This is a genomic window from Funiculus sociatus GB2-C1 (assembly GCF_039962115.1).
GTDB lineage: Bacteria > Cyanobacteriota > Cyanobacteriia > Cyanobacteriales > FACHB-T130 > Funiculus > Funiculus sociatus.
In genome coordinates this window covers 34,795-47,066 of the sequence record NZ_JAMPKJ010000028.1, presented here as the reverse complement: position 1 = coordinate 47,066, position 12,272 = coordinate 34,795, and the positions used below count along the sequence as shown (strand labels likewise).

7 protein-coding genes are annotated in these 12,272 nt (G+C 44.1%); 2 read left to right on the top strand and 5 right to left on the bottom strand.

What is annotated here, in order from left to right:
• Positions 1-4: 4 nt before the first annotated feature.
• From NDI42_RS14860 to NDI42_RS14850, 3 genes are all read right to left on the bottom strand, one after another.
• Positions 5-193: a hypothetical protein gene (locus NDI42_RS14860; protein ID WP_190458548.1), complete on the bottom strand. Its 189-nt coding sequence runs from the start codon at positions 191-193 to the stop codon at positions 5-7.
• A 71-nt stretch (positions 194-264) separates the two neighbouring features.
• Positions 265-3,018: a two-partner secretion domain-containing protein gene (locus NDI42_RS14855; protein ID WP_190458546.1), complete on the bottom strand. Its 2,754-nt coding sequence runs from the start codon at positions 3,016-3,018 to the stop codon at positions 265-267.
• Positions 3,019-3,076: 58 nt separating this feature from the next.
• Positions 3,077-5,710: a CHAT domain-containing protein gene (locus tag NDI42_RS14850; RefSeq protein ID WP_348231421.1), complete on the bottom strand. Its 2,634-nt coding sequence runs from the start codon at positions 5,708-5,710 to the stop codon at positions 3,077-3,079.
• A gap of 314 nt (positions 5,711-6,024) precedes the next feature.
• Between NDI42_RS14850 and NDI42_RS14845 the strand changes: the two genes are divergently transcribed.
• On the top strand, positions 6,025-8,100 hold the full coding sequence (locus NDI42_RS14845; protein ID WP_199311352.1) for a ShlB/FhaC/HecB family hemolysin secretion/activation protein: 2,076 nt from the start codon (positions 6,025-6,027) through the stop codon (positions 8,098-8,100).
• 465 nt (positions 8,101-8,565) lie between these two features.
• Here the strand turns inward: NDI42_RS14845 and NDI42_RS14840 are convergent, their stop codons facing one another.
• Positions 8,566-11,313: an NACHT domain-containing protein gene (locus NDI42_RS14840; protein ID WP_190458541.1), complete on the bottom strand. Its 2,748-nt coding sequence runs from the start codon at positions 11,311-11,313 to the stop codon at positions 8,566-8,568.
• Positions 11,314-11,504: 191 nt separating this feature from the next.
• Here NDI42_RS14840 and NDI42_RS14835 point away from each other — a divergent pair, with 191 nt between their 5' ends.
• Positions 11,505-11,669, top strand: a complete 165-nt coding sequence (locus NDI42_RS14835) for a hypothetical protein (protein WP_348231420.1) — start codon at positions 11,505-11,507, stop codon at positions 11,667-11,669.
• Between the two features lie 168 nt (positions 11,670-11,837).
• Here the strand turns inward: NDI42_RS14835 and NDI42_RS14830 are convergent, their stop codons facing one another.
• Positions 11,838-12,263 carry a universal stress protein gene (locus tag NDI42_RS14830; RefSeq protein ID WP_190458540.1) on the bottom strand — a complete coding sequence of 142 codons (426 nt, stop codon included), beginning with the start codon at positions 12,261-12,263 and terminating at the stop codon, positions 11,838-11,840.
• Between the last annotated feature and the right edge of the window lie 9 nt (positions 12,264-12,272).

Sequence of the window (12,272 nt, the reverse complement as noted above, 5' to 3'; positions counted from 1 at the left end):
TTTACTACACGTTGGCGATCGCATTTTCCATATTTTTGACTTTTTCCCGGATTCCTTCGAGTCTTTGGCTGGAAACGAGAATAATCTCACTCAAGCAAAACCTGATATATAGCAATGCTATTTGAGTTGTGAGCCAGCCCTTCAGATACCCGACTTCGAGAGAGAAGTCGGGTATCTCGCCTTTACGAATCATTTAGGACTGCTATCCCTGCCTTGGCAGTGTAAACAATGTTAAATTTTTAACGCATAACTAATGATTTAGTATTACTCAGCTTTTTCCGGCTCAGTGTTGGGATGGCAAATTAAATCCTTAGCACTGGCAGGTTCCACCTTTTGAGCAGCTGTGGCGACGAGAATGCGTCCATCTGCGGTAGCGGTCATTGCTTGGGCTTCAACAACGCGATCGCCTAGTTTCCAATTTTGGGAATTGGGAATTTGGAATTTGGAATTTGGAATTGCCTCTTGTTCACCTTGTTCCTCTTGTCCCTCCTCAAGGGGTTGGACATCTACGAGACGGTAGCGATCGCTTTGTGCATCATACGGAGTCGGCTGTAAACCACCCGTACCCGTGACTGTGAAACTTCCCCGTTCCACATTGCGCCGCGCCAGACAACTACCAGCCACCACTTGATCGGGACTAACAAAATTAGCTGCTAATGGCGAAATCGAATTTTGTAAAAAGGTGAAATCTGGCACATCGACTACACCATTGGTGCCAAATCTAGAGGAAGCTGAAATATCAACGCGACCGTTATTACGAAATATCCTGGCATCAACAAAGTCTTTGCGAACCGGAGCATATTTGTCATAGATAAAAGCAGGGATATCTCTACCCGTGATGTTTCCTCCGGGGCCATTTTCAGCAGCCGCCAGAAGGTCGCTATCTTCCAGAGCAATAAATTGTGAAGATTCTGGGTTAGTTCCCACGAGAACGACATCGCCGCCGCCACCGTCGCCATTAAAAACGCTGGTGCTAATCAGGCTACTATTACGCAGGCTGATATCTTTGGCAGAAATCACGATATTACCACCGCCAGTTTGCAGAGACTCGGCTGTAATGCTCCCGCCGTCCATCGTTATGTCTTGGCTCATCGTCATAATAATGTCGCCGGCGCTGCCTGTTGCTGTACTGCTGACACTAACTCCAGCGCCATCGGTTATCGAAAGCGACCGAGAATTAATAATAATCCCGCCGCCTTTGCCGCTGCTTCCCTGGCTTGCCGTACTAGCAATGCCAGTTTGTAATGATGTTGGCGGTGCGTTATTACCTTTAAGAGAAATAGAATCTTCGACTACCAAAAGTATAACGCCAGCGTCGCCTTGTCCTTGAGTTTCAGTTGTTAATCCACCGCCATTAGTAGCAGAAAAAGACTTACTAACCATAATGATACCGCCGCCCGATCCTGTTGCTTCTTGTGCTACACCACTTAAGATACCGATGCCATTTTCTATAGAAACCGAATCTTTTGCTAACACAATTACAGCGCCAGCATTGCCTATTCCTCCAGTGCTGGTATTAATTTGAGCGCCATTTTTTATGCTAAGCGTTCCAGTTTCGATACCAATAGAAGCAATGAGATCCCCACCTGTGGCTAATGAATCGCCAAAAATATTCCCAGCAAGAGTATCAAGATTTCCCACAGCTCCGGGTTGTATAGTGCTAAGAATTGCAGTACCATTACCTTCTAAAGAAATCGAGTCTGTAGCTTCTAAAAATATCAATCCTGCATTTCCTAAACCATTTTCCCGCACCAGAGTTTGCAGCTGAGCGCCGTCTTGTAGGGAGATTGAAGGAGAGTTAATAACAATACCACCAGCATTACCGATGCCTGTGGATTCCACAGTGCTGAAAATACCACTTCCATCGCCTGTAAGAGAGACATTATTTGTAGCTTGTAAAGATATTACTCCGGCATTCCCAATCCCACCTCCACGCACTAGAGTTTGTAATTGAGCGCCATCTTTTACTGAAATTGAAGGAGCGGTGATAAGAATACCGCCAGCCTTGCCTACTCCTTGAGATTCCACAGTGCTGAAAATTTTACTTTCGCCTGTGATTGAAATGTTTTCTGTAGCCGCAATTAATACTAAACCAGCATTTTCTGGTTCATAGATACTGGTAGCTAGTTCCGCTTTATTTTCTATAGAAACTGTTTTGCCTCTAATGAAAATACCGCCAGCATTAAATTTGTTACCGATTGCAGCACTTGTATTAATCCTTGAGCCATTGGTAATTAATACATCTGCATTTTGGACTCCTTGGGCATCGGCTTGAGCAAAATCTACAAAGGGAACGCTGCCAAAAAACTTTAACCCTAGTTCTCCTGCTCCTGCTAATCCCGTTAACTCGATAATACCACTTAGGGAAGTTAATACACCGCCATCTACTGTTACATTGCCACCTAAAAGCAAGATACTATTACCATCATTTACTCGCAAACCGTTCAGGGAGCCGGGATTTATCGGATTTGCATCTGGAGTTACGGAGCGATTGATGATATTTCCTGCGGCAATTTGATTAAATAACAGGGCAGAGGGAGCTACATTGAGTATTTGTGATGGTAGTGGTTGAGCGCGATCGCTACTGAAAATATCGCCATTAGCTAACCGGAGAGCATTGGCAGTTGTTGCTACAAAGGAACCACCAATATTGAGCGAAGAATTTTCCCCAAAGATAATCCCGTTGGGATTGATTAGAAATAAGTTAGCTGTACCGTTTGCTCTGAGCAAACCATCAATATTTGAGATAGATGTACCTGTGACGCGATTGATAATGTTCTGAACATCAAAGGCGTTGTTGAAGTAAGCGCTACCGCCGTTGGGTACAGAAAATTCTGAAAAACTGTGAAATAAGTTGCTTCCAGTTCTGAGTCCTCCATTAATCGTAAAGTTGTTGCCAGGTGTAACTGTAGTAGGGACACTGCCATCAGAAGAGATTTGAGCAATGGCAGGAATGGGGAGAGAAAGGCACAAGGCAAAAGGTAAAAGGGAAAAAGCAAGAAATGGGTAATTTTTCATTTGAGAGGTAATTGGTAATTGTTTTCTTTCTCAGTCCGCAGCTTAGGAACAAGGATTTTTACAGCCAATTTCCGATGAGGATAAAAGGCGACCAAAGAGCAGGATGGTTGTAGTCAAAATTGGCAATCATTTTAAGTTGAGCTTTTTGAAGTGCTTCTACTTTGGTAATTCCTGGTTGGCTTAGTTGCGTATAAAATTCTTCAATTAGCGGAACTGTAGCTTCGTCATTGATAAACCACAGAGTAGCAAGTGCGCTTTCCACTCCGGCGCGAACTGCTACGCCAGCAATTCCCAAGGCGGAACGATTGTCACCAGCGGCGGTTTGACAAGCACTCAAGGTTAGGAGTTTGACTGCTGGTTTACCAGGACGCGATCGCAATAAGTTATCAATTTGCTCGATACTAATTTGCTCGTCATACCCTAATAAAAAGGTGTTCTCGGCATCTACTCCAAATTTTCCGTGGGTCGCCATGTGAACTACCGGGTAGCTATCTTGCTGGAGTTGGGTTTGCAAGTTTTCCAGGGTGAAGGCATTGTCTACTAGGGGAGTACCGCCAAGAATTTGTTTGACGGCTTTCACCTCGGCTTCAACATTCATTAGCGGCGCAAATGGGGGTTTTTCGACAGTTAAGCCCATAATTAAAGCCTTCAGCTTGCGCCTGTCTTGGGATTGACTGTTAGTAAGGTTGATGCTGGGTGTGGTAGCGATCGCATATTTCTGAATTAAAAATTCTTTGCCATCATGCAGCGCTGACATGGGTATCTGTCGCATTACCCCATCATTAATGAAGACTAAGGTACGCAGTTTGGATGCAGCTAAATCTGCTTCCATTGGGCGAATTAGCAAGTTGTAAACTTTTTGGGCTTGGGTGAGATATTCTTCGCTTCCCCGATTTTCCAATAAATTGCGTAACAGCTCGATTTCTTTTTCTAGTTGCTGTTTGCCAATTTCTACCTTATAGCTGCTCATTGTCCCATTGGGACGTTGAAAAATCATTTCGGTGCGGTCGTCCAAAATGACTGAGTAAATTGCCGCTGCATTCGTGTCAGAAATAGCTCCATTTCTCTGGCTATTATTTAGTGCTACTTGCACACAATCATCGCCAAAGAAATTTTGCAATTCTGCTAACTTCAGGGATTCTAAGGTGCCGATAACAGTTTTGAGAGAATTGTCTTTTGGTAGGGGGGAAGCATTGCGGCTATTATCTTGAGCTACAAGCTTTGAATCTTCTGCTGCAATGCTTTCCCCGTAAAGTTGATTCTCGGTTCCTAACAATAACTCCATCAGTCCTCGGTAAACTGGCTCCACGTCGTCGCGGAAGTTAAATTGCAACTCTTTGTTAGCTACAACGATGTCGCCGCGAATACTTTGGAGAGTAGCGATCGCGCCCTTAAAAGATGCAATCGCTTGACTTTGTTTATCGATGGCTTTATAAATCCGCCCCGCCTGCCATTGCCAACGATACAAACTATCAGCAGCATTCACTTTTTGTGCGGCTAATTGAGCTTTACCTGTCAACAAGAGCGCTTTTTCATATTCCCTAGATTCGTACAAATTCCCTAAGCTACCAAGAGCAAAAGATTCGGCGCGACTATCGCCAATATTTTTAGCAATGGTGAGGGCTTTTTCTAATATCCAAACTGGAAATTCTGAAATACGATTCGCAGCTTCTTCTGTGGAATTTTGACGCTTTAAACTGTGGGCAATATTAATTAAGGCGTATACTTTATCTCGCGAATCTGGAGCTTGTTCTATTAAGGCGAGTGCAGAGTTGCGGTTATTGGCAATTTCTGCCAAATTTGGCGAAGGCGATCGCTCTAACAGGCGGTTCAAATTCAGCAAAGCTTGTATAGCCGATCCGCTTCCCCCTACTGCTACACTTTCCTGAAAAGACGACTGAGCAGCGTCTACATCATTTTCTGCCAGTTTTGTTAACTCTTTGAACTGCGGATCTCCTTCTAGACGAGCCAAAGTTGCCTGGTAGCGATATCGCTCAGCTCGACTCAGATAAACATTGCCACGATTATTTAGAGCAGTGCTTTGGAGATTATTAGATTGCAGTTCGCGGGCAATTTTCAGGCTAGCGTCGTGAGCTGCTAATGCTTGCTCGTAGTCGCCTAATGCCCAGTAAGCGTTTCCCAAAGCTCCTTGGGCTGCGGCTTGCGTGGACTTGTCGGAAATTTTAATACCAGGCTGTAAAAGTGCGATCGCTTTTCGATACTGTCCTAAATCGCTGTAAGCTTGCGCTTGTTCTGTCAACAATTTCGCTATTTGGCGATCCGATTTGCCATCTTTGGCGTAAATTTGAATCGCTTGCTCCCAGGAAGCGATCGCTCGATCTATTTTGCCAGTTTGCTGATAAGCTACTGCTAGGTTAGTGTGAATAACAGCCCGATCTTTGGCTTGTTTAGTTTGCGCGAGTGCTTGTTGCCAAAGCGCGATCGCTTCTGTAAAATTTCCTACTTGATAGCGTTCAATCCCCTGTTGCACCAGCGCCACAGAGGAAGTAGAAGCGATAACGCTTGTCTGGTGAGTTGCTACCCAATACTTTTCGGTTAACCTCTCCCCTACAAGGACAGGAGTGTGCAATTTCTCCCCCTTCCCTATCAGGGAAGGGCCTTGGGGGGTTAGGTCTGCCTTATCCGAAAAAGGTTGAGTCGCTACCGACACCTCTGCTGACTTGATCGGCAAAGTGTTGAGCGCAAAACAAAGAATAAACCCTGACAAAAATAAAAGACTGAAGCGATGCCAACGCTTGCATATTATGTATAGTTCAGTCATGTATCATTAGGTAGATTATTGTTATTTTAGTGGAGATACTTTCAATTGTCTGTATCTCCACTGAACTATTTGAGTAGTTTTACGGAATCTTACCGAACCAAACCGTAGATTTACGGGTGTAAAACCATGAGTTATAAGGATTTGGTGATTCGTACAAGTTTCTACACCTCAACTCAATAGTTTTACTGAATCATTGACGAACCGTAGATTTACTGATAGAAGCCATGAATTCTAAGCTGTTTGCGATCAATACAGGGTTGTTATGCCTCAGCTGGAGTTTCCTGGCTCTTACGCGATCGCCAGCTTGGGCTGGAAATCCAGAAAATACGCTGATGCAACAGGATACAGCGGCTTGCAGTCGGATGAAGTACACGCTATGTGGAGAGATACCCGACTTCTTGGAGAAGTCGGGTATCTGTGTACCTTACTCACCCGAAAAGCGCTGTAGTACCATCGCAGCCTCACCGTCTAGCGTTGACCATTACCCAAATTTTTCCAAAGGTGAAATAGTCGGCTCAGACAGCCAGCAATTAAAATCTCACAGCTCAAATTCACTCCGTTTTAACGGAGGGCTATTAGACGAGGAATTGATTCCCCAAGGGGACAGTAAAGAAGCAGAAAATCCAGAGTGTAGCAAATCTGACGAGCAGGATTGCACAGTTGCACAATTACCACAGACACCGCCTCAAATCCCGCCCGGAACTGTGGAACCCCCAGGCTCTAATCTGGAACCTTTGCCCACACCCCAGGAGACACCAACACCGGAACCTTTCCTCCAAACACCAGAGCCAGAACCAACTGAAACTCCATCGGGTGAAGGAGTGAGAGTCAAAATCAAGAGCATTAAGGTTTTGGGGAGTACCGTCTTTTCGCCAGAAAAATTACAGGAAATTGTACAACCCTTTATTGGTAAGGAAGCAACTTTTGAACAACTTTTAGAGATTCGCACTGCGATTACAAATTTATACACTCGCGATCGCTACACTACCTCCGGCGCATTTTTGCCGCCCCAAGATGTAACCAGTGGTGAGATTACAATTCAGGTAATAGAGGGAGCGATAGAAAAAGTTGAAATTCAGGGGTTAAATAGGCTCAGAGAAAATTATGTGCGATCGCGCATCGAACGTGCCTCCCGACCTCCAGTTAATCTGCAACGTCTGGAAGAAGCGTTGCAATTATTACAACTGAATCCGCTTTTAAGTTCAGTACAAGCAGAACTGACAGCCGGAACTGCTCCCGGACTAAGTGTATTAACCCTCTCGCTGAAGGAAACGCCGCCCATCACCACCGCCTTCCTGCTGGAAAATCGAGAGTCTCCCAGCGTTGGGGAAATCAGAGGAACAGTTGCCGCCAGTCACAATAATTTACTGGGATATGGCGATCGCTTCGCCGTTGAATATGGACTAACTGAAGGTATCCGAAGTTACAGCTTAAGCTATGACATTCCCGTAAATTCCCTTGATGGCACCCTCAGCCTGCGCTATGGGAACAACAGCAGCAAGATTATAGAGGAACCCTTTGCGCCGCTAAATATTGAAGGTGAAGCGCAAACTGTATCACTCTCGTTCCGTCAACCAATTATCCGCACACCTAGCACAGAATTTGCAGTTGCAGTCTCAGCTGATTGGCGACAAAGCCAGACTTATATATTAGGTGAGATACCCTTTTCTTTTTCGGAAGGGCCAGAAAATGGCTTGTCCACAGTCACCGCTTTGCGCTTTAGTCAAGAGTGGACAAATCGCTCATCTAATAGAGTTTTTGCAGCGCGATCGCAATTTAGCGTAGGCGTGAACGCTTTAAACGCCACCATCAACGAAGCCGCAGCCGATGGGCAATTTTTCAGTTGGGTAGGACAATTTCAGTACGTTCAGGCTCTCGGACGCAATGTTGTTTTAATCGCCCGTACAGGTATCCAACTTTCCAACGACACGCTACTTTCCCTAGAACAATTTAGTATCGGTGGCGTTGATACAGTGCGCGGCTACCGACAAAATCAAAGAGTTGCAGATAATGGCTTTCTTGGATCGGTAGAAGTGCGCTTTCCCCTCATCCGCGAACCCGATGGAATTGGAATTATCCAAATAGCTCCATTTTTTGATATCGGAACCGTTTGGAATAACAACAGTGAAATCGCAACTCCCCAAACTCTTTCTAGCGTTGGTTTAGGATTGCGCTGGGAACTTTCCCCATATTTTTTAGCCCGTTTAGATTGGGGAATTCCCCTCACCTCCATCGACAATCAAGGCGGCTCTCTGCAAGACAGCGGACTCCATTTCTCCTTCCGTCTGCAACCGTTTTAAATAGTTTTGAGTATGGTGGGCAATACCCGCTATACTTGAAAGCGATCGCGCTAAAATATCCTCAATAATTAGCTTCCATCGCCATCCTATTTGATTCAGGAAAAAACGAACCCCAGAGGCGCGGAGGCCGCAGATAAATACAAGAGAGATGTTTACGAATTAATTAGGATTTCTATATAGAAATCCTAATTAATTCGTACAATCTTCCGTTTCTCTTCTTTCTCCGATGCTACCGGTTTAGAAGATTGGTTACAGGGATATCAGGAGAGGTAAGGATTCTGGTAGAAGATGCGATCGCGCTTTACTTTACTCATTCTCATTAGTGTAAATTTTGGCGCATAATTTTTGCGCGATCGCACTTGTGTTTTCCTCAATTTTCAGCGACTGAGTGTCGATGGCAAGGGGATAGGTTTTGTCACTGGGTTGAACTTGATAGGGAATATCGATGAGCTGGTTTTCTAAGGCTTAAACTGGATAAAACTGACTGTGCCAAGCTTGATAAAAGTCTGGGTAAGTCATGTTTTGGGCGCAGTACCATATGATTTCGTAGCAATATCTAAAGTGTTCTGAATCGTTCTCATAGTCTTGATTTGTTAGGCAATCCTTTAAACCTGAAACCGTTGCTGAAAAAAGGTTATTTTGAAGGATTGCTTTCAAACTACCAGCTACTAGATGATAAACATCAAAATCATTACTTGTACGAAGCAAATCAATCAAGGCATCATTAGCATCCACGTTACCACTAGCAACATGTCCCAATCTGAAGGCAGTTAGGCAAAGAATAGATTTATCTTGGGTTGTGCGTAATAGTTGGGCTAGAGTTTTGATGTCCATGTGTGCTAACTCCTGAGCATATTCCCAATGGATGGGTTCATCCATAAACAGAAGGTCAAGGTAAGACGGTTTTTTCTCATTATCTTGTTTCTCAAAATTATTTGATAATTGCTCACAGGTTTCATCATCGTCACAGTAGTCTGGCGATTCCACTAGATTGTCAATGGCATCCATGCACTCAGCATCAACTGAAAACACTATGGGGGTTGGTTTGTTTATCCGACTCAGGAATGCCTCCTGCTCATCTTGACTCATGCCTGAATTGATTATCTGCTCTTCAATTAAAGCATTTACTGCATATAAAAAAGCCCGTTCTGCAAGTGAATTAGCTGGGTCAATTTCCATAAGTAGACGAGCAGACTCATGACAGGTTTCAATATCTTCTTGACAAGTACGTAGTATGTTGGTCAAAAATTTGATGGCTTTACTCTGCTCCGTCTTTTTTAAAACTTCCCAAGTTCCCTGTGTAATAGGATGATAGCAGTCTATAGGTTTATTGAATATCAACTCTACAGCTTGTCTAATAATCTCGTCAGCACGACTACAATCGGAAAAGTCACCAATTCCAGTTACTCCTAAAAAATACGATTGATACCCATAAAATTTTTCGTTCCCGCACCCGTCGTCAAAATTAACTAAAACCTTAATAAATTCTTCCTTTTTTTGCTTGTGTATATCCTCTCGTCCTAGCCATAGCAAAATCACTTCTTTCCACTGCCGATCAAAAACGCGGTAGGCAGAGGATTTACCATTGTATTGCTGGAATGGATTAGGAGTTTCGTTATTATGGTTTAGGAAATAATCCCAATTATCAATCGCACAAGCGGCAAAATATTCCTGAAACGTGGGATGGAAAAAGGCATATACTTTTTCATCGGTTTCTGCATCCTTGTAGACAAAATTCAGCCAATGCAACTTTTCAGTTGCTAACTTAAACAAGTCTTCCCCCATGACATCGATCGCAAAACTCTCTCGTATTGCAAACCGGGATTTTTCTTGATCAATTGCTTCCCGTGCCAACAGTCCTAGCGCCGTGTTTAACTCCTTCCGCTTTGTCGGAGTTGTGGGGAATTGTTCTTGTTTCCAATCATAGAAAGCTCGCGCAAATTGCTCGTAAAGCGCGGCTTTAGTGTTTGGTAAATCGCCTTGGCGAAAATACCAACTTTGACACAGCAACGACAACCGCAGGGGGTTTTTGACTAAATCTCGGATGCGCTGATGTCTGTCTTCATCTAGCTTTTCCCGTAACGGTTCCCCTACTTCTGGTTTTTCAGTTTGCGAGAACCACTCACAGATAAACTGTCTCACCTGATCTGGTTTATTGCTTTCCCCATAACTAAAGTCCAAGGTGCGATAAGTATCAAAACCCGGTAAAGCATTAACACTTGCATCCCAGACATTTTGCCGACAAGTCAGCACAGTTCGCGCATCAGCAACCCAGCCTGTGAGTTCTTCCCTGAGTTTGGCTAAAGCTTCGACGGGTGAAGATGCTGGCATTTCATCCACTCCATCCAACAGCAGCAACACTTCACCACTTTTGAACAGATTTTCTAGTTCTTTCTGCTGTTCCATGACATCTGAAGTTTTAAGCGCGTCTTTTAGCCACTTCTGACGCAGGTATTCTTCTAAACTTTTATCTCTCAAACTACCCAGAGAAACCCAAATTGAGAAACCTGGCGTTTTTGGAGAGAATGCGATCGCTTCTAGCAGAGTAGTTTTCCCGGCTCCCGGTTCCCCAATGATGGCGATGCGTCTCCCTTGGCTCTTCTTGCTTTGTCCCTGCTTAATGACCTGCTCTAGAAACTCTTCATGCTCATAAGTTTGGGTGATTTCTTCCTCATGTAGCTGGAAAAAACCCGCTCCTTGCTCTGGTGAAACAGAGAAATCGTCGCTACGTCTGGGTTGGTGTTTGCGCTCGACTAATCCCAGCTCTACATAAAATGCTTTAGAAACTACCTCGGTAGCTTGTCGTCTGATGTTTAGTTTCTGAGACTCCAGCATATCGCGGCAAATTTGTGTCCAGTCATGAGACGCGATCTGATGAGACGAAGCTTCAGATTTTTTTGGGTTCTGTTGCTCTAAGTACGCTTTCTCTAGGCAAGTTTGCGTTCTCTCAACCTTCTTTGTACTTTTGGAATTAATTTTAGGAAAACTCTGAGAGAGCTTAGCCAATACCTCCGCCATGCGCTTGTTATACGCAGAAAGAGCCGTATTCGGTTCGCCTCCTATAACTTCATTAGCAATATCCTGATTTGTTCTTTTCCCATTGATGCTCTGTCGAGATAATCTCACCAGTAAAACTGCTTCCTGCGGCACAGTCAGCTTGTGGTCAGAGGCTATCACTTTTAGAAAATCATCCCAGCCATCCCAGAATTCCATAACGCGATCGCAGTCTCGACAGGTTCTCAGCTTCTTGATTACGAACTTAACCTATTACTCAGCCAATCTCAACTAGAAGAATTCTTCTACTTTACTAGAAGTTATTAGGGACTAGGAATTAGAAAAAGTTCCTCTTAGCATGAATTTAATGCTAAATCCAGCACTCCAAACTAAGTTAAAGAGGCAAATTTATGGACTGCTTTCAGTATGTAATCCCTGGCTTAGAGCAATTCTTCCCAGCGGAAATAGAACGGAATAACTCAAATCCAACTGACGAAAAACCAGAAACTAAGACTGACATCAAGAACCATTCGGAGTTTCAAAATCTAGAGCCTGAGCCTGAATCTTTTTCCTAATCTGCGTCTAATATACCCTGCGAATAGAATTCACGATTACAAAAACGTAGGGACGGGTTTGAAACCCGCCCCTACCACGCTAAGAGTAATCAACAATTCTAAAACCTGCGTAGGCAGGTTTTGTCTGTGTAGCCGCGACTTTAGTCGCCAGGGCTTCTTTTTTAACTCTTATCCCGGCTTTACCACCAGCACAGAACATGGAGCATCTGTAACAACTTGGCTACTAACAGAACCTTCTAAAATTCGCTTCAACCCAGTTAAACCACGACTGCCAATCACAATCAAATCAACCTGATAGATATTAGCAAGGCGAATAATTTCTTCAGCGGGATCGCCAGTGACAATTTCTAGCTCGCTGTCGCAGTTTAGGTCAACCTGATAAGATTGCAGCTGCTTTTCAATGTGCCGATAGGGTAAATCCTCAGAAGACGTCTGCGGACGGTCAACGGCAATTTCCACCTCAGACTCAGACGAAGGAATGACATGAGAGAGGATGATTTTGGTCGCTGGCTGTATTTGCAGTTCTTTCAAAGACTCAATCACTCGCTCCGAAAGTTCTGAACCATCCAAAGCCACCAGAATAGTTTTTAGCACCCAAAAATC